The following is a 23,932-nucleotide window of genomic DNA, read 5'->3' as shown; positions in this document are numbered from 1 at the left end:
CGCATAGCCGATGCAGAGATTGGCTATATGTTTTAGCGAAAGCATTGTCGGGGGCCGGGGAGGCGATGCTGAAGATTCGGCGGAACACGGGGATTGGACCAGATGGCAGACGGAGCTAGGCCCGCGCTGGGCCTGTCGATCGGCGCCACCAACCTGGCTGCCGTGACCCCTGACCATTCCATCACCCGCAGACCCGTGTTGACCCTGTTCCGGCAGCGCCCGCCCGAGGTGGGGGTGCCCTCCGAGAACCCCCGGCTTGACCAGCCCGGACTGGTGATCAGCGATTTCGTGGATCGGGTCGGGGACCGCGTCGGGATCGTGGCCGCCGACGGTTCGGTGCACCGCAGCGAAGCGCTGGTGGCCGACGGGTTGCGGGCACTGGCGTACGCGGCCACCGGTGGTCGCGCCCTGCCCGACCACGTCGCCGTGACGTATCCGGCCCACTGGGGTGCGCCGGCGGTCGACGCGCTGGGTGCCGCGCTGGGCCGGGTGTCGGAATGGTCGAGCGCCGGAAAACCGCCGGCGCTGATCCCCGACGCGGCGGCAGCGCTGTTCGCGGTCCGCGCCAACCCGGGCATCCCAGCCCGCGGGATCGTCGCGATGTGCGACTTCGGGGGCAGCGGCACCAGCATCACCCTGATCGACGCCAGCGGCGACTACCAGCCGGTGGCCCCGACCGTGCGGTACCACGACTTCTCCGGCGACCTGGTCGACCAGGCGCTGCTGACCTACGTGATGTCCGAGATGCCGGCCACCGGGTCGTTCGATCCGACCGGCACCGCCGCGATCGGCTCGCTGAGCCGGTTACGCATGGAATGCCGCCGCGCCAAGGAACGCCTCTCGGCCACGACGGTGACCAGCCTGTCCGACGAGGTGCCCGGGATGCGCGGCGACGTCCGGCTGACCCGCACCGAACTCGAGGAGACGATTCGCGGCCCGCTGGACGGATTCTTACAGGCCCTGGAAAACATGCTGGGGCGCAACGGAATTCACCCCACGAGCCTGGTTGCGATCGCAACCGTGGGCGGCGGCGCCGGCATCCCGGCGGTGACCACGTCACTCTCCGGGCGGTTCGGCGTGCCGGTGGTCACCACCCCCCGCCCGCAACTGACCGCGGCCATCGGGGCGGCGTTGCGCGCCGCGCGCGGCCCAGGCGACAACATCGCCACGGCATTGACGCCGGCCGCGCCAGCGGCCATGGCAGGCGCCGTCGCGGCGTCGGCGCCGCCGCCCCCCTTCGAAGACGTGGGACCCGATCTGCACACCGATGCGCCGGTCTCGGTGATGCAGCCCGCGCTGGCCTGGTCGGAGGCCGACCCGGAGTCCCGCGCCCTGCCGGCCGCCGCCGCAGTGTCCAAGGCGGCCTCCGGCGAGCGCGGCGGCTCGGGGTTTACCGCAGCCCGCCCGCAGATGTCGTTCGAGCACGACGACCGTCCCGACCCGGAGCGCAAGGCACCGGTACTGCCCTGGTATCGACTCCCGGCGGTGATCCTTGTCGGCACGGTCGTGGCAGTGCTGCTGGTGGGAACCGCGGTGGCGATCGGGTTGTCCGGTCAGGGCCCCGGCACCCAGTCGCCGCGCACGGTGCCAGCGACGCCGGGCACCTCCGCACCGCCGCCGTCCGCAAGTCCGCAACCGAGCGCACCGGGATCGGCGCAGGAAACGGCACCGGCCTCCCAAGTTCCCGCCCCGGCCTCTCCGGCTCCCGCCCCGGCCTCCGAACCCCCGCAGGCGCCAGCCACCGAGGCACCGCCACCGGCCGCACAGCCCACCGCCGAAGCTCCGCCCCCCGCCGAAGTTCCGCCCCCCGCCGCGCAGCCTCCGGCGCCACCTATTCCGAATCCCCCTGCGGCGCCGCAACTTCCGCCGATACCGCGAATTCCCGGCCTGCCGCACGTGCCGGGGATCAAGATCCCCGGCGGACCGCTATCGGGTATCAGGATCGGCTGAACCGGCCTACGTTTTTGCCGTCTCCCGGTCTTTCTGCTCGGCCCGGTCTTCCTGGTCGGCTTCGTCCTTGGGCGCGGTCTCGTCCGTGGACTCGGCCTCGTCGTTGCTCTCGGCCTGCTTCTCCTGCTCGGCCCGGTCTTCTTTGGTCGCCTTGATGATCTCTTCGTTGAAAGCCTTGTCTTTTTCCAGGTTTTCCTCGGCGGCTTCCCGGGCTTCGCGGTCGAGTTCTTCGTCCGACTTGTTCTCGGCCGTCTGGTCTGCGTTGGCGCCGCGGTCGCTGGTGGCGTTGAGATCCTTCTCTTTGGAACCCTTGCCCTCGTTGTCCTCGCCGCTGTCGGCCTTGGCTGAGTGCGCCTTGGGCGCGTCGTCCGCGGACTCTTTCGGGGCCGCGTCTTTGGCGGTGTCGCCGTCATCCTCGCCGCGCTCGGCCGCGGCCTTGGCCGCCGGGGAATCGTCCTCGTTACCGTACTTGGGGTTGCCGTCGTCGTCGATCCAGTCGTTGACCGCGGTGCCGGTGATCGTGCCGCCCGAACCGGGCAGGACCAGCGTGGGACGGTCCTCGTAGGCCGTCATCATCTTGGCGGCTTCTTCTTTGTCTTCTTCGTCGGGCTCGGGAACCTCGCTGGTCCGGTCTTTGCTGTCCGACTCCGCCCGGTCGGTGGATTCGTCGTCGGCCTTGGCCTGGTCGGCGGCCTCGTCGTCGTTCGCGCTCATGATGTTTGCCCCCTAGGCGGTTGCGGTATGTATCCGCAGGGGTTACCCACACAGGCGTCGGGCCGAAACTATTCCGGTGCGGAGCGCTTGACCAGCACGATCGAGGCCAGCGGAATGCGCATCGGCTCCGGCGCACGCGCCAACCGGTCGGCGATAGTGTCCTCGAGGCAGGCGACGAATTCGGTTGCGCGCGGGTCGGCGGTGCCGCCGTCGAGTCCGGCGGTCAGGGTCGGAAACAGGGCCGCGCGCGCAAAAGCGGCCCACTGCCGGCCGAAAGTTGTTGCGTCGCCGTCGGTTTGGTAGCGAGCCCAGAACCGGTCGTCGGCGTTGAAGATTTCCAGATGATCGATCGTCAAACCTTCGAACCAGCCGCGCGGAGCGAACGGAGCGCGAAAATCCTTCTCGCTGCGGGCAACCACCGGGATCACCATGCGCCGTACCTCGTCGAAGCGCAGCAGGCCGTCGGCGGCCAACTCGTGCAGCCCCGCGATGAGAGCCTCGTTCAGCGGCCGATAGCCGAATTCACCGTCCTCGTCCAGGGCCATGGTCAGCACCACCAACCGGCCGCCGGGACACAGTTCGCGGCCGCGGAACGCCACGAAATCGTTCCAATCCAGCGCGGACTGATGTTCGAACGCCCTGCGGGCTTCGCTGTTCTTGCTGAACGCGACCTGCACGTGGTCGGTGAACTCCGGGGCACCCGCCGGTACGCGACTCAGCCACTGGATGGCCCACGACGTCCAACCCAGATTGACCGTGCCGGTCGGCAGGATCTGGCCGTAGAAGGAACGACCGATGGCCGAGGTGAAGCTCGCCGGGTCGCGGAGCAGGTAGCTGTCCGGGTCGTCGGCCATGGTGCGGAACAGAGTGGAGAAGTCGTTGTTCGGTACGTCGGTGTGCGCCACCATGATTGCGTGGTCGTGGCGGGTGCGGCCGCGCAGCACTTCGATTGCGGCAGCCATCGGCTTCAGCGAGTTGTAGCCGGTGGCGGCGCCGTAGTCGGCGATGACCACCGGTTGCGGTGGCCGGGGTAGCGGCACCTGATGCGCGGCCTGCTCGAACAGCGCGACGGCGGGCAGCAGTCCGGCGGCCTGCAGGCGCGAGGACTGCGAGTACGTCGCGCTCTCCATCGGCTCGGGCCGGACCACGATGCTCGACTCGGGAAGGCGGACTGGTTTCATGTCAGTTCCCGGTGCGGAAGCTGACGCCGGTGAGCCGCTCAGAGATCTCCCAAAGACGTTGGCAGTCTTCGGCATTGGCAGCACGGGCGGGAATCTTGGCTTCGGTCACGCCGCCGCCGGCGGCCTCGTACACCCCGCGCGGCCCGTAGAACGCCCCACCGTCGGCGGCCGGGGTGGCGGCGGCGTACAGCGCGGGCAGGATGCCCTCGTCGACCTCCTGCCAGAGGAACGGGGTGAAACGCCACGACGCGGTGTAGAAGCGCTGCATCAACGTCGGCTTTTCGCGACCGTGCGAAGGGCCGCTGATCTGCAGGTTGGTCTTGGTCAGCCCCGGATGCGCGGCGTTGGACACGATGCCCCAGCCGGCGGCACGGCTGCGACGGTCCAGTTCCAGGGCGAACATCAGCACCGCCAGCTTCGACTGACAGTATGCCGCCATCGGCGCGTAGGACTTCTCGAACTGCAGATCGTCGAAGTGGATGCGGCCGCGGCGGGCGGCGATGCTGCTCAGCGAGACGACCCTGGCTTTCGCCGCGGCACGCAGCAGCGGCAGCAGGTGCCCCGTGAGCGCGAAATGCCCCAGATGGTTACTGCCGAACTGCAATTCGAAGCCGTCGGCGGTGGTGTCACGCTCCGGCGGGGTCATCACGCCCGCGTTGTTGATCAGGATGTCGATCGGGCGGCCCAGCGAATTCAGGTGCTCGCCCAGCGCCGCAACCGACGCCAGCGACGACAGGTCCAGCGACTTGATGGTCAGCTTGGCGTCGGGCACCACGGCGCGGATCTGCTCGATGGCCGCCTCGCCCTTGGCCTGGTTGCGGATCGCCATCACCACGTCGGCCCCGGCCGCCGAGAGCCGCTTGGCCAGGCCGAACCCGAGTCCGCTGTTGGCTCCGGTGACGACGGCGAGCTTGCCGGACAGATCGGGCACCGTGGCGACGAGACCGCTGGCCATGTAAACGCTCCTTCTCCGGTTTTCGTCTGCGATCGCCACCAGTGTCCCCCGTCGCCGCGGGTTTTCGCTCGTCGGCCCGTCGATCTGCACCGGCTACCGTGTCACACTGCGGGGATGAACAGCAGACGGGTCGCAAAAATTTCGTTGGCCCTAGCCATCGTCATGTTGATCGCATCGGTGGCCGGATTCGTCATCACCCTGGTGCTCAACGCGTTCTTCCTGGACAAGTACAACGCGTACGGGGAGGTGCCCGTCCCGGGAACCGGCAGCGTGCACCTGCCCGCCGGTGATGCCACCATCAGCCTGCACGCCCTGGTCGCCGGCGGCACCAACGGAAGCGGCCTGCCGGTCCCCCCACTGGGCATCACCTTTTCGCCGCCCGAGGGCGCGCCACAGCCCGATGTGACCGAAAGCATCGGCAGCACAACGACAGTCAACAACGACGCACACGTGCGGGTGTGGAACATCCGGGTGCACACCGAAGGTGACTACCGGGTGACGACCGAAGGGCAGACCGGCGGATACATCAACCCGCGCCTGGCCTTCGGTCACCAGAGTTCCTACGGATACCTGGTGTGGGTGTTCGTGGCGTTGTTCGTTTTCGCGCTGGTCGATCTGGTGGTGTCGATCGTATGGGTGGGCCGGGCCGGGCGTAAAGCGGTGCCGCTGGTGGCTGCTGCGCCCACTGCGCCCACTGCACCCTTCCCGACGGCGTATGAGCCGACCGGCGAGGGGGTGCGGGTCGAGCGGCTGAAAACTCTTGCTGCGCTGCGTGATTCGGGGGCGCTGACCGAAGCGGAATTTCAGGCCGAGAAACGCCGCATCCTCGACGAGCGGTAGCGCTGAAGGTTCGCGGCTAGGCCCGGGCACGGGCTCTGCGGCGTCGAGCGTCCTCAAATGTGCGTCGACACGCCGGTGCGGACCGGCATGTTGAGGACGCTCGCGGCGAAGAGCGAAGGCCGTCAGTGCCCCCGGGCCACCCACTCCTCGTAATGCACGATCTCCTCGCCGATGGTGGTGCTGTCGCCGTGGCCGGTGTGCACGACGGTCTCGCCGGGCAGCTTGCCGAGCCGCCCGGAGATCGACTCCAGGATCGTCGGAAAATCCGAATAGGACCGCCCGGTGGCCCCGGGGCCGCCGGAGAACAACGTGTCGCCGCTGAACACCACACCCAGGTCGTGGGCGTACCAGCACACCGAGCCGGGGGAGTGCCCCGGAGTGTGCAACGCCCTCAGCTCGGTGCCACCCACCTTTACCGTCTCGTCGTCGGCGATAGCTCGAAAGTCGCTGTCCGGGTGCGTCATTCGCCACAAAACCTTGTCAGCAGGATGCAACAGCACCGGCGCATCGAGCGCCTTACCAAGCTCGGGGGCCACCGTCACGTGGTCGTTGTGCCCGTGCGTGCACACCACCGCGACGACATGCCGGCCCCCGACCGCCTCGATGATCGGTTCCGCGGAGTGGGCGGCGTCGAACACCACCACGTTGGAGTTGTCCCCGACCAGCCAGATGTTGTTGTCGACTTCCCAACTGCCGCCGTCGAGTTCGAAGGTGCCGTGCGTGACCACCCGGTCGATGTCCACCATTTACAACACCACCACCGAGCGCAGCACCTTACCGTCATGCATCTTGTGAAAGGCCTCCTCGATGTCGTCTAGCCCGATTTTCTCGGAGACAAACTTCTCCAGCGGCAGCCGGCCCTGCAGGTAGAGGTCGATCAGGGTGGGGAAGTCGCGCTCGGGCAGGCAGTCGCCGTACCACGACGACTTCAGCGAACCGCCGCGGGAGAAGAAATCCACCAGGGGCATGTCCAACCGCATGTCCGGCGTCGGCACCCCCACCAGCACCACCGTCCCGGCCAGGTCGCGGGCGTAGAACGCCTGCTTCCAGGTCTCCGGGCGGCCGACGGCGTCGACCACCACGTCCACCCCGAAGCCCCCGGTGAGGTCCTGAATGGTCGCCACCACATCGAATTCGCGGGCGTTGACGGTGTGGGTGGCGCCGAACTTGCGGGCCCACTGCAACTTCGTGTTGTCGGTGTCCACGGCGATGATCTGCTTCGCACCCACCAGCGCGGCCCCGGCGATGGCCGCATCGCCCACGCCGCCGCAGCCGATCACGGCGACCGTGTCGTCGCGGGTCACCGCGCCGGTGTTGATCGCCGCGCCCAGCCCGGCCATTACCCCGCAGCCCAGCAGGCCCGCGACGGCCGGGTCGGCTTCGGGATTGACCTTCGTGCATTGGCCCGCGGCGACCAGCGTCTTGTCGGCGAACGCACCGATACCCAGCGCCGGGGTGAGCTCGGTGCCGTCGGTCAGCGTCATCTTCTGCTCGGCGTTGAACGTGTCGAAGCACAGGTGTGGCCGGCCGCGTTTGCAGGCCCGGCACTGCCCGCACACCGCGCGCCAGTTCAAGATCACGAAGTCGCCCGGTTCGACACTGGTGACACCTGGGCCGACGGCCTCGACGGTGCCCGCCGCCTCGTGGCCGAGCAGGAACGGGTATTCGTCGTTGATGCCGCCGTCGCGGTAGGTCAGATCGGTGTGGCACACGCCGCAGGCGGTGATGTCGACGACGACCTCGCCCGGTCCCGGGTCCGGGATGACGATGTCGACCACCTCGACCGGCTTGCCCTTGGCCCGTGAAATCACACCGCGCACTGTCTGACTCATGGTTAACCAACCTACTGTTCGCCGCCGTCGACCGTGCAGCCAGCCGGTGTAGCGTCGCTGAGCATGACGGCACCCGAAACCACCGAGGCGTTCACCGAGCGCATGGTCGCGGCCATCAACGGGGCCAGTTTGGCGATCCTGCTGAGCGTCGGGCACCAGACCGGTCTGTTGCAGACGATGGCCGAGCTGCCGCCCTCGACCAGCGAGCAGATCGCCGAGGCGGCCGGTCTCAACGAGCGCTACGTGCGGGAGTGGTTGGGCGGCATGACAACCGGACGCATCCTCGACTACGACCCTGCCGCCGCGACGTACTCGCTGCCCGCCCACCGGGCCGCTGTGCTGACGCAGGCCGCGGGTCCGCGCAACCTGGCCGTGGTGGCCCAGTTCGTGCCGTTGCTCAGCGGGGTCGAGCAGCAGATCATCGAGTGCTTCCGCGCCGGCGGCGGCCTGCACTACCGCGAATATCCGCGCTTCCACGCGCTGATGGCCGAGATGAGCGGCATGGTGTTCGACGGCGGCCTGATCGACGTCGTGCTGCCCATCGTCGACGGACTCGTCGACCGGCTGCGCGCCGGAGTGGACGTGGCCGACGTAGGTTGCGGCAGCGGACACGCGAGCAACCTGATGGCACAGGCGTTTCCGGCCAGCCGCTTCACCGGGATCGACTTCTCCGCGGAAGCCGTCGCCGCCGGCGGCGCGGAGGCCGCGCGGCTGGGGCTGGGCAACTCGACCTTCGAGAGCCACGACCTGGCCCGGCTGGACAAGGTCGGCAGCTACGACGTGATCACCGCGTTCGACACCATCCACGACCAGGCGCAGCCCGCGCGGGTCTTGGCGAACATCCACCGCGCGCTGCGTCCCGGCGGGGTGCTGCTGATGGCGGACGTCAAGGCGTCCAGCCAGGTGGAGGACAACATCGGCCACCCGATGGGCACCTATCTGTACACGACCTCGCTGATGCACTGCATGACGGTGTCGCTGGCGCTCGACGGCGCCGGCCTGGGCGCGGTGTGGGGGCGACAGCTGGCCACCTCGATGCTGGCCGACGCCGGCTTCGACGACGTGCAGGTCGCCGAGATCGACTCGGACCCGTTCAACTACTTCTACATCGCCCGCAAATGAGGGCCTTGGAAGCCCTCGACGACTGGCCCGTCCCGAATGCCGCCGCGGCGGTCGTCGGGCCGGACGGGGTACTGGCCAGCCACGGCGAGACGGCCCGGGTGTTCCCGCTGGCGTCGGTGACCAAGCCGTTGGTGGCGCGCGCCGCGCAGATCGCCGTCGAAGAGGGCGTCGTCGAACTCGACACCGCAGCCGGGCCGCCCGGGTCCACCGTCCGCCACCTACTGGCGCACGCGTCGGGACTGGCCATGCTCACCGGGGACGTGCTGGCCAAACCGGGCACCCGCCGGATCTACTCCAACTACGGGTTCGCCGTGCTGGCGCAGACCCTCGAGCGGGAGTCCGGCATCGAGTTCGGCCGCTACTTCACCGAAGCGGTGTGCGAGCCGTTGGGCATGACGACCACCCGCCTCGACGGCGGCGCCGCCCAGGCCGGCTACGGGGCCACCTCGACCGTCGACGACCTGGCGCTGTTCGCCGGGGATCTGCTGCGTCCGGTCACGGTGTCGGCGCAGATGCACGCCCAGGCCATCGACGTCCAGTTTCCCGGCCTCAACGGGGTGCTGCCCGGATACGGTGCCCAGCGGCCCAACGACTGGGGCCTGGGCTTCGAGCTGCGGGATTCGAAGTCGCCGCACTGGACGGGGGCGCACAACTCGGTGCGCACTTTCGGTCATTTCGGCCAGTCGGGCGGTTTCCTCTGGGCGGATCCGGCCGCGGATCTGGCGTTGGTGGTGCTGACCGACCGCGATTTCGGCGACTGGGCGCTGGCGCCCTGGCCTGCACTTTCCGACGCGGTGCTGGGCGAATACCTGGGTTAGAGCGCCCGGGCGGGAGCAAAAGGAAAACGCACACTAGCGCAACACAGGTCTCACAGGGCACAATAGACACGCACGACACACAAATAGTTGCGTAGGCATCTCAGGCACGTTGCTCGCTGGGTCCACCAGGTCGTTGGGGAAGACGTCCCTCGTGGAACCGAAGGAGCAAGAAGATGCGTGCGTCGAATCAGTTTGCCGACGTGACGGCAGGCGTGGTGTACGTCCACGCTTCGCCGGCCGCGGTGTGCCCGCATGTCGAGTGGGCGTTGTCGTCGACCTTGCAAGCCAAGGCGAATTTGGTGTGGACCCCGCAGCCGGCCATGCCCGGGCAGTTGCGCGCGGTCACCAACTGGGTGGGTCCGGTCGGGACCGGTGCCCGGTTGGCGAACGCGTTGCGCTCATGGTCGGTCCTGCGGTTCGAAGTCACCGAGGACCCCAGTCCCGGCGTCGACGGCCACCGCTTCTGCCACACCCCGCAACTGGGTCTGTGGAGCGGGGCGATGAGCGCCAACGGCGACATCATGGTCGGGGAGATGCGGCTGCGCACGCTGATGGCCCAGGGCGCCGACACCCTTGCCGCTGAGCTGGATTCGGTGCTGGGCACCGCGTGGGACGAGGCGCTGGAGCCGTATCGCGACGGCGGCGACGCCGGCGAGGTGACCTGGCTCAGCCGCGGTGTCGGCTAGCCCGCTGGCTTGGCCGAGACCGGCATGTCGACGTTGCCCTTGCAGGCGCCACTGGCGATGTCGGTGTGGAACACCCCGGTGAGGATGCCGTATTGCCCTGGTGTGTAAACGGTTATCGACCGGGCCGGGTCGTATTCGACGCTGCCGTCGGGTAGCAGGCAATCCCACTGCCAGGTCATCTCACGCACCCACTGGGCACCGTTCCAGGTGAATTCGACTGTGCGCGGCATGGATTCGTTCTTGGGCGGAGCAGGATTGGTCACGGTAGCCACGCAGCTGCCCGCCGAGCAGCTGGAGCTCAGGACCGCGGTTGTGCGGTGGGCGAATTCGGGCTGACCGGCCGCCACGCTGGTGCCCGACTTCGCGTTGGCCTCCAGCACCATCACGTACTCGCCGTTCCAGGACGCCACGTCACCGGCGGAGGCCGCCGGCGCCACGCACAGCGAAACCGCGGCCACCGCCGCGGTCGTCAAGGCCTTGCCGAAACCGGACATGCCGAACATGTCGGTCGCGGTGACCCTACCGTTACAGCCGCTGGGGTCGCAGTACCCGCAGCGCGGCCGGCACCGCCGAGATCTCGGCGGGCAGCGGACACGCGAAGTCGCCGTCGGCGTACACGTTGATTCCGGGGCACTCGACTTCGACGGTTTTGGCGCGCGCGGTGGTCACCTCGTCGAGGTGGACGTGCGTGCCCTTCAGCGCGGTGGGGAAGAAGCGGATCAGCTTGGTCCGCGACTGCGACTTCACCATGGTCAGGTCCAGCAGGCCGTCGGCGCGATCGGCGTTGGGGCAGATCAGCATTCCGCCGCCGTAACTGCGGGTGTTGCCGAACGCCGTCATCGTCAGATCGGCCTCGATCTCGCGCTTGCCGTCGAGCACCAGCCGGAACGGCAGCAGCCGCAGCTGTGACAACTCGGCCAGCATCGCGATGTAGTACCGCATCCGGCCGTGCGGCCAGCTCATCCGGTTGGCCCGGTCGGTGACCAGCGAGTCGAAGCCGGTGGCCGCCACGGTGCCGAACCACTTCTGGAAACCGTCGCTGCCGGTGATCCGGCCCAGGTCGATCGTCTCGGTGCAGCCGTCCACCACGATGTCCGCGGCGGCCTCGGGATCCTTGGTGGGAATGCCGAATTCGCGGGCATGGTCGTTGCCGGTCCCGGCCGGGATGACGCCGAGTGGGACCTCGGTGCCCGCCAGCACCTGCAGCGCGTTGGAGATGGCGCCGTCGCCGCCGGTGACCATCACCGCGTCGGTGCCCTTCTCCAGCGCAGCGGCAACGAGATAACGGGCATCCTGTGCGTCGTCGCCGATGATCTCGACGACCTCCACCCCGCGGTGGTGCAGCCGGGCGATCGCGCGCCGGGCCGCCTCGATCGCGGCCCCGTGCCCGGACAGCGGATTGGTCAGTGCGGTCACCCTGCCGATTTCGCGACGGCCCAGCGGCCCGGTGGCCGGCTCTGCGCTCACGGAATCAGCTTGCCGGGGTTGAGGATTCCCGCCGGGTCCAGTGTCGCCTTGACCGCGCGCAGCACCTGCACACCCAGCTCGCCGATCTCCTCAGGCATCCAGGCGCGGTGATCGGCGCCGACCGCGTGGTGATGGGTGATCGTTCCGCCGGTGGCCATGATGGCGTCACAGGCGGCCCGCTTGGCTGCGAACCACTGCTCGATCGGGTTGCCGCGCTGCCCGGCCACCACGGTGAAATACAGCGACGCCCCGGTCGGGTAGACGTGCGATACGTGGCACATCACCAGGGCGGGTGTGCCCGATTCGCCCAGCGAGGTGGTCAGCGCTTCGGTGACCGCGGCCTTCAGCGCCGGGATGTTGGACCAGTCGGTGGCCGTTTCCAGCGTCTCGCACAGGGCTCCGGCGGCCAGCAGCGAGTCGCGCAGATAGGGCGCGCCGAACCTGCCGTGCTCCCAGGCCCGGGCCGGACCTTCGCCCAGCGACTTTCCGCCGCGGGCTTCCAGCACGGCGCGCGTCTCGGCGTGCCTGCTCTCGGCGTGCTCGGTGGTGCCCTCGAACAGCGTCAGCCCCAAACACCCGCCGGCGGACTGTTCTTCGCCGATCGACTCGTGGGTGGCCAGGTTGACGCCGGTCTCGGTCTCGTCGGAAAGCCGCACCACGGTGGGGCCGGTGCCGATCTGGGTGATGGCGCGCAGCGCCGCCACTCCGGTCGCGAAGTCGGGGAACGACCATGCCTCGTAACGGGTCGTCTCGGGCTTGCGGTGCACCCGCAGGCGCACTTTGGTGATGACGCCGAGCACGCCTTCCGAGCCGATCGCCAGCTGGCGCAGGTCGGGTCCGGCCGCCGACGCCGCCACCCGGCCCAGGTCCCATACGCCGACCGGGGTGATCATGCGCAGCCCGATGATCATGTCGTTGAACCGGCCGTAGCCGGCCGAATCCTGGCCCGACGAGCGCGTCGCCGCGAAGCCGCCGATGGTCGCGTACTCGAAGCTCTGCGGGAAGTGCCCCAGCGAGAAGCCGTGCTCGCCGAGCAGGCGCTCGGCGTTCGGGCCGGTGACCCCGGCCCCGAGTTCGGCGATGCCGGAAACCTCGTCGAGCGAATGCAATTCGTCGAAGCGACGCAGGTCCAGCGAGACCACGGCGCCGAACCGGCCGCGGACGGGATCGAGGCCGCCGGTGACGTTGGTGCCGCCGCCGAACGGCACGACCGCGATGCCGTGCTCGGAGCAGTAGCGCAGGATCTCCAGCACCGTCTGGTCGTCGCCGGGAATCAGCACCGCGTCCGGCGCATCTTGGACGCCGGTGTTCTTGCGGCGCAACATGTCCGGAGTGGACTTACCGCCGGCTCGCAGCAACCGGTCGCGGTCGCCGGTGCGAAAGTATTCCGCGCCGACGATCTTGGTCAGCGCATCCTGATCCTGCTGGGTGAGGACGCAGGGACGCAGTCGCACCCGATCGGCTTCGAGTTCGACCTCGTCGGAATCCGCAAGGCCCACCACCTGCTCGAGCAAGCCGCGGATGCCGTCGGAGAGCGGCTTGGCCGCGGCGGGATCTCCCCAGGCGTTCCATTTCATCGGCGGAAGGAGTTCCTCGGCGTGCGTCATGCGTTACAGTATTACACATGGTGTCAATCAGTAACGCCACGCATGCGGACACCGGGGACCGGATCCTGGCCGCGGCCGCGAGCTGCGTCGTCAACTACGGCGCCGACCGCGTCACCCTCGCCGAGATCGCCCGCCGCGCCGGCGTCAGCCGTCCCACCGTCTACCGGCGCTGGCCCGACACGCAGTCGATCATGTCGACCCTGCTGACCAACCACATCAAAGCCGTGATGCAGGACGCGCCGTTCGACGGCGACGACCGGCAGGGCCTGGTCAAACAGGTCGTGGCAGTCACCGACCGGCTGCGCCGCGACGAACTGATCAAATCGGTCATGCATTCGGAGCTGGCCCGCGTCTACCTCACCGAGCGGCTGGGCACCAGCCAGCAGTTCCTGATCGACGGCCTGGCCACCCGGCTCGAGCTTGCCCAGCGCCACGGCAGCGTCCGCGACGGCGACCCGCGCCAACTCGCGACCATGATCCTGCTCATCGCGCAGTCGACCATCCAATCCGCCGACATCGTCAAACCGATCCTCGACGACGACGCGCTGGCCGAACAACTCACCTACACGCTGAACGGATACCTGTCCTGATGGAACACTCCACCGCGCTCAACGCTGCGCGCCGCACCGCCGACCTGACCGCCCTGGCCGACGGCGAGCCGGTCGACGTGCTGGTGATCGGAGGCGGCATCACCGGCGCCGGGATCGCGCTGGACGCCGCCTCCCGCGGGCTGCGGACCGCGCTGGTGGAAAAACACGATCTGGCCTTCGGCACCAGCCGCTGGAGCTCGAAACTGGTGCACGGCGGCCTGCGCTACCTGGCCAGCGGCAACGTGGGCATCGCCCGGCGCAGCGCCATCGAACGCGGAATCCTGATGTCGCGCAACGCCCCTCACCTGGTCCACGCGATGCCCCAACTCGTTCCGCTGCTGCCGTCGATGAGTCACGCCAACCGGGCGCTGGTGCGGTTCGGCTTCCTGGCCGGCGACGCGTTGCGGGTGCTGGCCGGTACGTCGTCCTCGACCTTGCCGCGGTCGCGGCGGATCCCGGCCCGGCGCGTGATCGCGATGGCGCCCACCGTCAAGCGGGACGGTCTGGCCGGCGGATTGCTGAACTACGACGGTCAACTGATCGACGACGCCCGGTTGGTGACGGCGGTCGCGCGTACCGCCGCTCAGCACGGCGCCCGCATCCTGACCTACGTGGCCGCCTCGGCGGCCACCGGCACCTCGGCGACGCTGACCGACCAGCGCACCGGGCAATCGTTCGACCTGACGGCCGCGGCCGTGATCAACGCAGCGGGCGTGTGGGGCGGCGAGATCGACCCGGCGCTGAAGTTGCGGCCGAGCCGCGGAACGCATCTGGTGTTCGACGCCGCCGCTTTCGGCAATCCGACTGCGGCACTGACCATTCCGATTCCCGGGGAGATCAACAGATTCGTGTTCGCGATGCCCGAACAACTCGGCCGGATCTACCTCGGGTTGACCGACGAAGACGCCCCGGGCCCCATTCCCGATGTGCCGCAACCGTCGTCGCAGGAGATCACCTTCCTGCTGGACACCGTGAACACCGCGCTGGGCACCACCGTCACGGCTGCCGACGTGATCGGCTGCTACGCGGGTCTGCGCCCGCTGATCGACACCGGAGCGGGCCGCACCGCCGACGTGTCGCGCGATCACGCCGTCGTCGAGTCACCCACCGGGGTGATCAGCGTGGTCGGCGGCAAGCTGACCGAATACCGCTACATGGCCGAAGACGTGCTGAACCGGGCGATCAGCCTGCGAAACCTGCGCGCGGGGGCGTGCCGGACCCGCAACCTGCCGTTGATCGGCGCGCCGGCCAACCCTGGTCCGGCCGCCAGCCCGGCCAGCCTGCCGTCGTCCCTGGTGGCCCGCTACGGCGCCGAGGCGGCCAGCGTGGTGACCACCGCCAGCTGCCCGCGGCCCACCGAACCCGTGGCCGAAGGCATCGACGTCACCCGGGCCGAATTCGAGTACGCCGTCACCCACGAGGGTGCGCTGGATGTAGCCGACATTCTGGACCGCCGGACCCGCATCGGCCTGGTGCCACGCGACCGCGCGAAAGTGGTCGCGGTCGCCGCGGAGTTCCTGGCCGGGGTCAGCTGAGCGGGGCAGTGGGTTCGACCCCCTGCAGTTGGGGTAAGAAACCACCGGTGGACACCCAAAGCCAGCCGCAGCGCTGGACGCGCGACCAGATCACGGTCACCCACCCGGAAACGGTCGCGCGAACCATCGCGGGCACCGCGATTGGCAACTTCATGGAGTGGTACGACTTCGGCGTCTACGGCTACATCGCCACCACGATTGCGCAGGTCTTCTACCCCGGTCACAGCGTCAGCGCGGTGCACCTGATCGCCACCTTCGGCACGCTGGCCGCCGCGTTCGTGGTGCGACCGCTGGGCGGATTCATCTTCGGCCCGCTCGGCGACCGGATCGGACGCAAGCGGGTGCTGGTGATCACCATCCTGCTGATGACCACCGGCACCACCCTGAGCGGTCTGCTACCCGGCTACAGCGCGATCGGCATCTGGGCGCCGATCCTGCTGGTGATCGCCCGCATCTTCCAGGGTTTGTCGACCGGTGGCGAGTTCACCGGAGCGATGACCTATCTGGTGGAACAGGCGCCCGACCGCAAACGCGGCATGATGGTCGGGTTCCTGCCGCTGGGCAACCTGGTCGGCTTCGTGGTGGCCGGGTTTCTGGTCACCGGCCTGCAGGCCTGGCTGCCCGACGACGACTGGCTGGCGTGGGGCTGGCGGCTGCCGCTGCTGCTGGGTGCGCCGCTGGGGCTGATCGCGCTCTACATGCGGCTGCAGCTGGAAGAGTCGCCCGCCTTCACCCATCTGGATCACGGCGCCACCGAAGAGGATGTGCCGCAACAGTTTCGGGACACCATCGTGGAGCAGTGGCGGCCGATGCTGATCTGCGCGGCGTTGGTGCTGACCTCCCAGGTCGCCGACTTCATGATGACCGGATATCTGCCGACATACCTGAAAGTGGTTGTGGGCGTTGAGAATGTCGGGCTGGTGATGATCGTCATCGTGCTGGCGATCCTGATGGCGGCGGTGGTGTTCGTCGCCAAACTGTCCGACCGCATCGGGGTCAAACCGATCATGTGGACGGGCTGCGGCCTGCTGCTGGCGGCGTCGGTCCCGGCGTTCCTGCTGATCCGCTCCGGCGGCCTCTACCCGGTGGTGTTCCTCGGTGTGCTGTTGGTGGGCTTGATGGAACTGTGCTTCGACAGCACCACCCCCTCGGCGCTGCCGGCGTTGTTTCCCACCCGAGTGCGCTACGGCGCCTTGGCGATCTCCTACAACGTCGCGATCTCCGCGGTGGGCGGCACCACGCCGTTGATCGCACAAGCGCTGATCTCGAGCACCGGCAACCCGATGGTGCCGGCCTATATGCTGATCGTGGCGGGCCTGGTCGGGGTGATCACGCTGCGCTTCATGCCCGAAGTCGCGCGCAAGCCACTGCCGGGATCCGGTCCGTCAGTGGAAACCCAGGCGGAGGCCGACGCGCTGGTCGGTGCGGAACGAGACCCGCGAGTGTAACGCCACTGCTTGGCATTTCGCGCTCGCGACAGAGAGATCTACAGCGGGATGTTCTTGTGGCGGCCACGGCGAGCGGGCGCCTGAGCCAACGCCTCGGTGAGCTTGCTGCGAGTGTGCGCCGGGTCGATCTTCTCGTCGACCACACCGATGTCGATGGCGCTGTCCACCCCACCGGCGATCCGCTCGTGCTCGGCGGCCAGCTCGTTGTGCAGCGCTTCGCGCTCGTGCTCGGGCGCGGCCGCCAGCTTGCGCTTGTGCAGGATGCCGACCGCGGCCTTGGCGCCCATCACGGCCACCTCGGCGTCCGGCCAGGCGAACACCTTGGTCGCGTTGAGTGAACGCGAGTTCATCGCAATGTAGGCCCCGCCGTAGATCTTTCGGGTGACCAGGGTGACCCGCGGCACGGTGCACTCACCGAAGGCGTGCAGCAGCTTGGCGCCGCGTCGTACCACCCCGCCCCACTCCTGGTCGACACCGGGCAGGTAGCCGGGCACGTCGACGATCACCACCAGGGGGATGCCGAACGCGTCGCACAGGCGCACGAAACGCGCTGCCTTCTCGGCACTTTCGGAGTTCAAGCAGCCGCCGAGGCGCAGCGGGTTGTTGGCCAGCACGCCGACCGTGCGGCCCGAGAGCCGGCCCAGACCGACCACCATGGACGGTGCCCACTTGGCCTGAAACTCGGTGAACGGCGCGTCGGCGTCCAGGATCGCGGTCACGATGGGGTGCACGTCATAGGCCCGTCGAGCCGACTCGGGCAGCAGCGCCTTGATGTCGGTGTCCCCGGCCTCGGCCTTGCTGCGGTCGAAATGCCCTTGCTGGCAGAACAACCGGACCAACTCGCGGCCGCGCTCGTAGGCGTCGAGTTCGTCGTCGGCGACGATGTGGCACACCCCGGACTTCTTGTGGTGGGTCTCGGGACCACCCAGCGACGCCATGTCCACGTCCTCGCCGGTGACGCTGCGGACCACGTCGGGCCCGGTGACGAACACCCGGCTCTCCGGGGCCATCACGATGACGTCGGTCAGCGCCGGCCCGTAGGCGGCGCCGCCGGCGGCGAAACCGACCACCACCGAGATCTGCGGGATGTAGCCCGAGGCCCGGATCATCGCCTCGAACACCGTGCCGACCGCGTGCAGCGCACGCACCCCCTCGGCCAGCCGGGCACCGCCGGAGTGCCAGATCCCCACGATGGGGCACTGCTCCTCGATGGCGGTGTCGTAGGCGTTGACGATGTGCTGGCAACCCTCGGTCCCCATGGCGCCGCCCATCACGGTGCCGTCGGTGCAGAACGCGATGGTGCGCACCCCGTTGACGGTGCCGGCGGCGGCCAGCAACCCGGAACGGTCCCGCTCGTGCAGCAGTTCCACACTGCCGTCGTCGAAGAAGTTGCTCAGACGCAACAGCGGATCGCGGGGGTCGAGCGACTCGCCAACTGCCTCGGGGGCCATGATTGTCATCGCAGATCTCCTAAGTTCGCCAGGTATGTTCCGGGTTTATCCGATGAAGCTTGGCTTTTTCTTGGTGCGCCGCCTAATAGCGTCCAAACGCGATCGCCACGTTGTGACCGCCGAATCCGAACGAGTTGTTGATCGCGTAGCGGTAATTGCCCGGCCGAGGCTTGCCGGCCACCACGTCCAGATCGATCTCGGGATCCAGGTTGACCAGGTTCAGTGTCGGCGGCACGACCTGGTCGCGCAACGCGAGCACGGTCAGGATCGACTCCACCGCGCCTACCGCACCCACCGAGTGGCCCAGCGCGGACTTCGGCGCGTACACCGCCGGCTTGTTGCTGCCCAGCGCGTTGTTGATGGCCCTGCCTTCGGCCACGTCACCCACCTGGGTGCCGGTGGCGTGCGCGTTGACGTGGTCGATGTCGTTGGGGGTCAGGCCCGCCAGCTGGATCGCGCGGGACATCGCGTGCCCGGCGCGCTCGCCGTTGGGGTCCGGCGCCACCATGTGGAAACCGTCGGAGGTGATGCTGGCCCCCATGATCCGGGCCAGGATGTTGGCGCCGCGAGCCTTGGCGTGCTCCTCGGTCTCGATCACCATCAATGCGCCGGCCTCACCGAACACGAAGCCGTCGCGGTCCTTGTCGAACGGGCGACAGGCACCGGCCGGGTCGTCGTTGTTGGTGGACATCACGATGCGCATGTTGGCGAACCCGGCGATCGGCACCGCCTCGATCCGCGTCTCCACGCCGCCGCAGATCGCCATGTCGGCCTCGCCGAGCACGATCTGCTGCCAGGCCCGGGCGATGCCCTCGGACCCCGACGCGCACGCGGAGACCGGCGTCATCACCCCGGCCTTGGCGTGGCGTTCCAGCCCGACGGCCGCCGCGGCGCCGTTGGGCATGTACTTCTGCACAGCCAGCGGCGAGATCGCGCGGAATCCGCGGGCCCGCATGTCGTCGTAACCGAAGACCAGCTCCTCGGCCGACCCCAGACCGGTGCCGATGGACACCGCCAACCGGTTGGTGTCGACCTCGGGGTTGCCGGCGTTCTCCCACACCCGCCGGCCGATGACGGTCGACATTCGCTGCAGGTATGCGGTGCGTCGCAGTTCGACCCGAGTCAGCTGACTGTCGAACTCTTCGAGCAGGTGCCCGCCGATCCGGACCGGCAGGTCGAACTCCTCGACGAACGGGTCGTCGAGGGTCCGAATCCCACTTTGGCCGTCCAGCAACAACTTCCAGGTGTTTTCGGCGTCAGTTGCCAACGCCGTCGTCATGGCAATGCCGGTGACGACCACATTCGGGAATGCCTTCCCGGTGACCAGCTCTGTCATGGCTCTAGAGAACGTTCCTTCCGTGCTTGTCCGGCTTCTCCTCGGGCCGGTAACGGCCCGCCTCGTCGCCAAACGCCATGCTTAGTAACGCCCGAACGCGAGCGCCACATTGTGGCCGCCGAACCCGAACGAGTTGTTGATCGCGTAGCGGTACTCGCCGTAGCGAGGCTCGCCGGCAACCACATCAAGTTCGATCTCAGGGTCCGGGGTCTCGTAATTCAGTGTCGGTGGAATGACTCCGTCCCGAAGGGTCAGCACCGTTAGAACAGACTCGAGCGCGCCGACGGCGCCGATCGAGTGCCCAAGCGCCGACTTCGGCGCGTAGACAGCGGCATTCTCACAGCCCGCCACTCTGATTGCATTTGCTTCAGCCGCGTCGCCGATCGGCGTCGCGGTTCCGTGCGCGTTGACATGGTCGATGTCGCGGGCGGACAGACCCGCCAACTCCATCGAGCGCTGCATCGCCCGGCCGGCCCGCACACCGTCGGCGGCGGGAGCCACCATGTGGAAAGCGTCCGAGGTGATGCCGGCACCCATCAGCCGGGCCAACGGCTTGGCGCCACGGGCCTTCGCATGCTCCTCGGTCTCGATGATCATCAGCGCCCCGGCCTCGCCGAACACGAAGCCGTCGCGGTCCTTGTCGAACGGTCGCGACGCGCGCTCGGGCTCGTCGTTACGCGTCGACATGGCCCGCATCATCGAGAACGCCGCAATGGGCAGCGCCTCGATCGGGCCTTCGACCCCGCCGCAGACCGCGAAGTCCGCGTCGCCCATCACGATCTGACGCCACGCGTGGGCGATGGCCTCCGAGCCCGAAGAACAGGCCGACACCGGGGTGATGACCCCGGCGCGTGCCCCGAGCTGCAGGCCCACCACCGCCGCGGCGCCGTTGGGCATGATCATCTGAACGGCCAGCGGCGACACCTTGCGGGGGCCGCCCTCGTTCATCAGGTCGTAGCTCTCCACGATCCGCTCGGCGCCACCCAGACCAGTGCCGACCACGACGCTGAAGCGGTCGGGATCGACCTCCGGGGCTCCTGCGGTCTCCCACAGTTGCCCGCTCAGCAGTTTGGCCAGCCGCTGGACGTAGGACATGCGCCGTAAGTCGAGGCGGCCCATGTGGACGTCGACGGGTTCCTTGAGGTGCCCACCGATCTTCGCCGGTAGGTCCCACTTGGTGACGAATTCGTCTTCGAGGACGTGGATGCCGCTCTCGCCGGCCAACAATCCCTTCCACGTGCTCTCGATGTCCGGCGCGATCGACGTCGTCGCCGCGACGGCGGTTACCACAACGCTGGGGTAACCGCCATTAGCAGTGGAAGGCTTGGTCACTTGCTCTCTGCTTCCAGCCTCGACTTGACGTTCGCGACGGCCTCGGGGTTCTCGGTCTCGAGCTTCGCGCGCAGCGCCTCGGCAGCCTCGGGGTTCTCTTCCTCGAGCTTCTGGATGTAGGCGACGACGTCACCGACGGTGCGCAGACCGGCGAGGTCCTCGTCGGGGATCTTCACGCCGTACTTGTCCTCGGTCTGCACGGCGATCTCGACCATCGACAGCGAGTCGATGTCCAGGTCGTCGACGAACGACTTCTCCGGGGTGACCTCGGAGGGCTCGATGCCGGTGACCTCTTCGATGATCTCGGCGATACCGGCGATGATTTCTTCCTGACTGACGGCCACAGTTAGTTCCCTTCGTAATATGTTGTGTGTAAACCGATTTGACGTGCTTTCTTGGTTCTGGACGGAACCCGGCGGTTACAGGCTTGCCAGTTCGTCCAGATCTGCGGGTGACTTGACGGCACGCGTCGGAACCCCCCGAAGTTCACGTTTGGCGATGCCGGTCAGAGTGCCCGCGGGCGGGAACTCCACGATCGCCGTCACATTCTGCTCACGCAGATATGCGGTGCACAGATCCCAGCGCACCGGCCGGGTCAGCTGGGAAACCAGGGCCTGCATCGCCGCGGCGGCGCTGGCCACCGGCCGGCCGTCGAAGTTGGACAGCAGCGTGGCGGTGGGCTCGGCGGTCGCGATGCCGGCCGCGGCGGCGGCGTAGCCCTCCAGGGCGGGCGCCATGAACTCGGTGTGGAAGGCCCCGGCCACACCCAGCGCGCGCACCCGGGCCTTGGCCGGCGGATCCTCGGCGAGCTTCTCCAGGGCGGTCAACCGGCCGGCGGCCACGATCTGGCCGGCGGCGTTGCGGTTGGCCGGAACCAGGTCGAGCTGCTCGAGGCGGGTCAGCACCTCGGCCTCGTCACCGCCGAGCACGGCGGACATGCCGGTGGGCTCGGCGGCACATGCCTTGGCCATCTCGGCGCCACGGGTGGCGGCCAGCATGACCGCGTCGTCGGAGGCCAGCACCCCGGCGATGGCGTAAGCCGCGATCTCGCCGACAGAGTGACCCGCGACCACCATTTCCCGGCCGGCGAGGGCTCCGCGCCTGGTCAGCTCCTGATGGGCGAGCAGCGTGGCGGCCACGATCAGCGGTTGGGCGACGGCGGTGTCGGTGATCTCCTCCATCGACGCCGTGGTGCCCAATCGGGCCAGGTCCAGGCCACTGGCCTGGGACCATGCGGCAACCTGGTCTGCTGCGCCGGGCAGTTCCAGCCACGGCGACAGCATCCCCTCGGTCTGGGAACCCTGTCCGGGTGCAAGCAACGCAATCACGTGTCTAAGAGAACACTGTGAAGACGGTTTTGCGGGGTGTAACAGATTATGAACCTCGTCTTAGGTTTTTGTATACATCCCACAAAATAGCCTCTTAAGCTACATGTTTGAGATACGGCCGCGATCTGTCGTCTAAATCACTATCTGCCGGATACGCCGCCAATACCCCCTCTGACCGGGGAGGGAAGCGGCGGGACCGAAATGTTGGCGGCGGCGGGCGGAGTCGTGGGGTAGTTGAGCTGGCCCACCGTCGCGGCCACGCGCAGCACGTAAGCGTCGCGTGGCTGGGTGGGATCGCGCCCGGTGAAGTCGGTGATCCGCTTCAGTCGGTAGCGCACGGTGTTTGGATGAACGAACAACTTCCTGGCACAAGCCTCAATCGCACCGCCAGAATCTAAGAAAGCGTCCAAGGTTTCGACGAGTGTCGGGCCGGCGTCCGCCAGCGGCCGCATCACATCGGTGTGCAGCGCCACGATGGCCGACGCATCGCCCATCAGAGCCCGCTCAGGAAGCAGCTCGCGGGCCAGGACCGGCCGCGGCGCACCCCGCCAGCCGGCGACCGCGTTCATCCCCGAGATCGCCTCGGAGGCGCTGTGATAGGCCGCCGTCAACATCGGCGCCGTCGGGCCGATCACCACCGGGCCGTCGGAGAACGCCTCCATCAGCTCCTTGAAGAACTTGTCGGTCGGCGACAGCTGGCCCGAGACGATGGCGACCAGCCAGGTGCCGTGCACGTCGGTCAGGGCAGCCCGGCCGTGCCGGATGGCGGCGTCGCGCACGTCCTGACTGGCGCGGCTGGGGCCCGGGTCTTCGGCGCCGTCGCGGCCGGGCGCCGGGGTTCCCACCACCACCGTGGCCGGCGCGGTGGTGTCCCAGTTCAGCGCGGCCGCCCTGGAGAGCAGCTCCGGGCCGGCGTCGCCGCGGACTATCGCGTCCACGACGCTGGCCTCCATCCGGCTGTCCCAGGCGCCCCGCGCCTCGGCGGCATCCGCGTAGGCGCTGGCCGCGGTGAACGCCAGATCGCGGCTGTACTTCAGGATTCCCACCGTCAGCGCGGTCAGCTGCTCCTCGGAGCGGGCCAGCAGCGGCACGACCTCCTCGAAGAACTCCATGGTGACCCGCACCATGTCCACGGTGTGGCGCAGCGCGATACGCCGGGTCAGGTCCTGCGGCACCAGCTCGAAGGCCTGTGCGGTGTAGCTGACGTTGCTGTGCGGGTCCTGCATCCACTCCACGAAGTTGACCACCGCGGTCTGCACCACCAGCGCGACGCTGGCCCGTTGGGAGGCTTCCAGGTCGGCGAAGAACGGCAACCGCTCGTGCATGGCCGAGACCGCCTCGGTGGCCAGCCGGCCCGAATACTGCTTCAACCGCCGCAGCAGCGAGTCGGGGACGGTGTCCAGCAGCTCCAGCGGGGACCTGGGTTTGGGCAGGTTGGCAAACGGTCCCGCGAAGGCGTTGTCATTCACACCTAAAAGCTACGCCTGTTTTCTGGAAGGTTCCGCTAAATGTGGGGCGGCTGGCGGGGGCTTTGGTACCCGCGTGCCGGGGGGTGCGCCAGCGTGATGTTGGGCGTCGAGTGTCACGCCAGCGTGACGCTCGGCGGGGGGTGGGGGCGGGAGCGACGCCGGGGTGGGGGCGGGGGCGTGGTACCCGCGTGCCTGGGGGAGCGCCAGCGTGACGTTGGGCGTCGGGTGTCACGCCAGCGTGACGCTCGGCGGAGAGGAGGGGATCGGTGGG

General features: G+C 68.4%; 22 protein-coding genes. 8 read left to right on the top strand and 14 right to left on the bottom strand.

Annotated features, from left to right (window positions below):
- The first annotated feature begins 102 nt into the window (after positions 1–102).
- A complete protein-coding gene (locus MKCMC460_RS18105; protein WP_238304659.1) occupies positions 103–1,950 on the top strand; it encodes an Hsp70 family protein in 1,848 nt (615 codons plus the stop codon).
- Between the two features lie 6 nt (positions 1,951–1,956).
- Here the strand turns inward: MKCMC460_RS18105 and MKCMC460_RS18100 are convergent, their stop codons facing one another.
- The 3 genes from MKCMC460_RS18100 to MKCMC460_RS18090 form a co-directional block, all read right to left on the bottom strand.
- Positions 1,957–2,664, bottom strand: a complete 708-nt coding sequence (locus tag MKCMC460_RS18100) for a hypothetical protein (RefSeq protein WP_236982716.1) — start codon at positions 2,662–2,664, stop codon at positions 1,957–1,959.
- Positions 2,665–2,732: 68 nt separating this feature from the next.
- Complete coding sequence (locus MKCMC460_RS18095; RefSeq protein ID WP_236982718.1) at positions 2,733–3,845, bottom strand: class I SAM-dependent methyltransferase; 1,113 nt, start codon at positions 3,843–3,845, stop codon at positions 2,733–2,735.
- Between the two features lies 1 nt (position 3,846).
- Complete coding sequence (locus tag MKCMC460_RS18090; RefSeq protein ID WP_236982719.1) at positions 3,847–4,800, bottom strand: SDR family oxidoreductase; 954 nt, start codon at positions 4,798–4,800, stop codon at positions 3,847–3,849.
- A 114-nt stretch (positions 4,801–4,914) separates the two neighbouring features.
- On the opposite strand from MKCMC460_RS18090, the gene MKCMC460_RS18085 reads away from it, so the two are divergent.
- The gene (locus tag MKCMC460_RS18085) at positions 4,915–5,640 is read left to right on the top strand and encodes an SHOCT domain-containing protein (RefSeq protein ID WP_236982721.1); all 726 of its coding nucleotides are present in this window, start codon (positions 4,915–4,917) and stop codon (positions 5,638–5,640) included.
- A gap of 122 nt (positions 5,641–5,762) precedes the next feature.
- On the opposite strand, the gene MKCMC460_RS18080 is transcribed toward MKCMC460_RS18085, so the two are convergent.
- Complete coding sequence (locus MKCMC460_RS18080; RefSeq protein ID WP_236982729.1) at positions 5,763–6,386, bottom strand: MBL fold metallo-hydrolase; 624 nt, start codon at positions 6,384–6,386, stop codon at positions 5,763–5,765.
- Positions 6,387–7,472 (bottom strand): S-(hydroxymethyl)mycothiol dehydrogenase, encoded by a 1,086-nt coding sequence (locus MKCMC460_RS18075; protein WP_236982731.1) that lies wholly within the window; start codon positions 7,470–7,472, stop codon positions 6,387–6,389.
- Between the two features lie 63 nt (positions 7,473–7,535).
- Between MKCMC460_RS18075 and MKCMC460_RS18070 the strand changes: the two genes are divergently transcribed.
- From MKCMC460_RS18070 to MKCMC460_RS18060, 3 genes are all read left to right on the top strand, one after another.
- A complete protein-coding gene (locus tag MKCMC460_RS18070; RefSeq protein WP_236982733.1) occupies positions 7,536–8,594 on the top strand; it encodes a class I SAM-dependent methyltransferase in 1,059 nt (352 codons plus the stop codon).
- Positions 8,591–9,412 carry a serine hydrolase gene (locus MKCMC460_RS18065; RefSeq protein WP_236982735.1) on the top strand — a complete coding sequence of 274 codons (822 nt, stop codon included), beginning with the start codon at positions 8,591–8,593 and terminating at the stop codon, positions 9,410–9,412. The genes MKCMC460_RS18070 and MKCMC460_RS18065 overlap by 4 nt, the downstream gene beginning before the upstream one ends.
- A gap of 173 nt (positions 9,413–9,585) precedes the next feature.
- Positions 9,586–10,098: a DUF3145 domain-containing protein gene (locus MKCMC460_RS18060; protein ID WP_236982737.1), complete on the top strand. Its 513-nt coding sequence runs from the start codon at positions 9,586–9,588 to the stop codon at positions 10,096–10,098.
- Here MKCMC460_RS18060 and MKCMC460_RS18055 read toward each other — a convergent pair.
- The 3 genes from MKCMC460_RS18055 to MKCMC460_RS18045 are packed head-to-tail and all read right to left on the bottom strand — an operon-like array spanning position 10,095 to position 13,142.
- Positions 10,095–10,592, bottom strand: coding sequence for a hypothetical protein (locus MKCMC460_RS18055; RefSeq protein WP_309297881.1), 498 nt, complete (start codon positions 10,590–10,592; stop codon positions 10,095–10,097). The two genes, MKCMC460_RS18060 and MKCMC460_RS18055, sit on opposite strands and share 4 nt — an antisense overlap.
- Positions 10,593–10,623: 31 nt before the next feature.
- Positions 10,624–11,565 (bottom strand): diacylglycerol kinase, encoded by a 942-nt coding sequence (locus MKCMC460_RS18050; protein WP_370652872.1) that lies wholly within the window; start codon positions 11,563–11,565, stop codon positions 10,624–10,626.
- Positions 11,562–13,142: an FAD-binding oxidoreductase gene (locus MKCMC460_RS18045; protein WP_370653188.1), complete on the bottom strand. Its 1,581-nt coding sequence runs from the start codon at positions 13,140–13,142 to the stop codon at positions 11,562–11,564. Before MKCMC460_RS18045 ends, MKCMC460_RS18050 begins: the two co-directional genes overlap by 4 nt.
- A gap of 47 nt (positions 13,143–13,189) precedes the next feature.
- Between MKCMC460_RS18045 and MKCMC460_RS18040 the strand changes: the two genes are divergently transcribed.
- The 3 genes from MKCMC460_RS18040 (at position 13,190) to MKCMC460_RS18030 (ending at position 16,745) form a co-directional block, all read left to right on the top strand.
- On the top strand, positions 13,190–13,762 hold the full coding sequence (locus MKCMC460_RS18040) for a TetR/AcrR family transcriptional regulator (RefSeq protein ID WP_236982741.1): 573 nt from the start codon (positions 13,190–13,192) through the stop codon (positions 13,760–13,762).
- A complete protein-coding gene (locus MKCMC460_RS18035) occupies positions 13,762–15,297 on the top strand; it encodes a glycerol-3-phosphate dehydrogenase/oxidase (protein WP_236982743.1) in 1,536 nt (511 codons plus the stop codon). Before MKCMC460_RS18040 ends, MKCMC460_RS18035 begins: the two co-directional genes overlap by 1 nt.
- Before the next feature lie 152 nt (positions 15,298–15,449).
- Positions 15,450–16,745: an MFS transporter gene (locus MKCMC460_RS18030; protein WP_236984016.1), complete on the top strand. Its 1,296-nt coding sequence runs from the start codon at positions 15,450–15,452 to the stop codon at positions 16,743–16,745.
- Positions 16,746–16,783: 38 nt separating this feature from the next.
- Here the strand turns inward: MKCMC460_RS18030 and MKCMC460_RS18025 are convergent, their stop codons facing one another.
- From MKCMC460_RS18025 to MKCMC460_RS18000, 6 genes are all read right to left on the bottom strand, one after another.
- The gene (locus MKCMC460_RS18025; protein WP_236982745.1) at positions 16,784–18,205 is read right to left on the bottom strand and encodes an acyl-CoA carboxylase subunit beta; all 1,422 of its coding nucleotides are present in this window, start codon (positions 18,203–18,205) and stop codon (positions 16,784–16,786) included.
- A 73-nt stretch (positions 18,206–18,278) separates the two neighbouring features.
- Positions 18,279–19,532, bottom strand: a complete 1,254-nt coding sequence (kasB, locus tag MKCMC460_RS18020) for a 3-oxoacyl-ACP synthase KasB (protein WP_238304657.1) — start codon at positions 19,530–19,532, stop codon at positions 18,279–18,281.
- A gap of 81 nt (positions 19,533–19,613) precedes the next feature.
- A complete protein-coding gene (gene kasA, locus MKCMC460_RS18015) occupies positions 19,614–20,864 on the bottom strand; it encodes a KasA/KasB family beta-ketoacyl-ACP synthase (protein ID WP_236982747.1) in 1,251 nt (416 codons plus the stop codon).
- Positions 20,861–21,208 (bottom strand): meromycolate extension acyl carrier protein AcpM, encoded by a 348-nt coding sequence (gene acpM / locus MKCMC460_RS18010; protein ID WP_036359271.1) that lies wholly within the window; start codon positions 21,206–21,208, stop codon positions 20,861–20,863. The genes kasA and acpM overlap by 4 nt, the downstream gene beginning before the upstream one ends.
- Positions 21,209–21,283: 75 nt before the next feature.
- Entirely contained in the window at positions 21,284–22,192 is a 909-nt protein-coding gene (locus MKCMC460_RS18005; RefSeq protein WP_236982750.1) for an ACP S-malonyltransferase, read from the bottom strand.
- 140 nt (positions 22,193–22,332) lie between these two features.
- On the bottom strand, positions 22,333–23,661 hold the full coding sequence (locus tag MKCMC460_RS18000) for a CdaR family transcriptional regulator (RefSeq protein WP_236982751.1): 1,329 nt from the start codon (positions 23,659–23,661) through the stop codon (positions 22,333–22,335).
- Positions 23,662–23,932 lie beyond the last annotated feature (271 nt).

The organism is Mycobacterium sp. 20KCMC460 (assembly GCF_022179425.1).
Classification (GTDB): domain Bacteria; phylum Actinomycetota; class Actinomycetes; order Mycobacteriales; family Mycobacteriaceae; genus Mycobacterium; species Mycobacterium kiyosense.
The sequence above is the reverse complement of the archived record's forward strand: the minus strand, read 5'-3'. Positions and strand labels throughout refer to the sequence as shown.

What these genes read in the sequence shown, in the direction of transcription:
- MKCMC460_RS18035 (WP_236982743.1), top strand. Translation starts at nt 13,762, where the DNA reads ATGGAACACTCCACCGCGCTCAACGCTGCGCGCCGCACCGCCGACCTG.
- MKCMC460_RS18055 (WP_309297881.1), bottom strand. Translation starts at nt 10,592, where the DNA reads ATGTCCGGTTTCGGCAAGGCCTTGACGACCGCGGCGGTGGCCGCGGTT.
- MKCMC460_RS18045 (WP_370653188.1), bottom strand. Translation starts at nt 13,142, where the DNA reads ATGAAATGGAACGCCTGGGGAGATCCCGCCGCGGCCAAGCCGCTCTCC.
- MKCMC460_RS18105 (WP_238304659.1), top strand. Translation starts at nt 103, where the DNA reads ATGGCAGACGGAGCTAGGCCCGCGCTGGGCCTGTCGATCGGCGCCACC.
- MKCMC460_RS18040 (WP_236982741.1), top strand. Translation starts at nt 13,190, where the DNA reads ATGGTGTCAATCAGTAACGCCACGCATGCGGACACCGGGGACCGGATC.
- MKCMC460_RS18025 (WP_236982745.1), bottom strand. Translation starts at nt 18,205, where the DNA reads ATGACAATCATGGCCCCCGAGGCAGTTGGCGAGTCGCTCGACCCCCGC.
- MKCMC460_RS18080 (WP_236982729.1), bottom strand. Translation starts at nt 6,386, where the DNA reads ATGGTGGACATCGACCGGGTGGTCACGCACGGCACCTTCGAACTCGAC.
- MKCMC460_RS18085 (WP_236982721.1), top strand. Translation starts at nt 4,915, where the DNA reads ATGAACAGCAGACGGGTCGCAAAAATTTCGTTGGCCCTAGCCATCGTC.
- MKCMC460_RS18090 (WP_236982719.1), bottom strand. Translation starts at nt 4,800, where the DNA reads ATGGCCAGCGGTCTCGTCGCCACGGTGCCCGATCTGTCCGGCAAGCTC.
- MKCMC460_RS18095 (WP_236982718.1), bottom strand. Translation starts at nt 3,845, where the DNA reads ATGAAACCAGTCCGCCTTCCCGAGTCGAGCATCGTGGTCCGGCCCGAG.
- kasB (WP_238304657.1), bottom strand. Translation starts at nt 19,532, where the DNA reads ATGACAGAGCTGGTCACCGGGAAGGCATTCCCGAATGTGGTCGTCACC.
- MKCMC460_RS18030 (WP_236984016.1), top strand. Translation starts at nt 15,450, where the DNA reads ATGGAGTGGTACGACTTCGGCGTCTACGGCTACATCGCCACCACGATT.
- MKCMC460_RS18100 (WP_236982716.1), bottom strand. Translation starts at nt 2,664, where the DNA reads ATGAGCGCGAACGACGACGAGGCCGCCGACCAGGCCAAGGCCGACGAC.
- MKCMC460_RS18060 (WP_236982737.1), top strand. Translation starts at nt 9,586, where the DNA reads ATGCGTGCGTCGAATCAGTTTGCCGACGTGACGGCAGGCGTGGTGTAC.
- MKCMC460_RS18075 (WP_236982731.1), bottom strand. Translation starts at nt 7,472, where the DNA reads ATGAGTCAGACAGTGCGCGGTGTGATTTCACGGGCCAAGGGCAAGCCG.
- MKCMC460_RS18070 (WP_236982733.1), top strand. Translation starts at nt 7,536, where the DNA reads ATGACGGCACCCGAAACCACCGAGGCGTTCACCGAGCGCATGGTCGCG.
- MKCMC460_RS18065 (WP_236982735.1), top strand. Translation starts at nt 8,591, where the DNA reads ATGAGGGCCTTGGAAGCCCTCGACGACTGGCCCGTCCCGAATGCCGCC.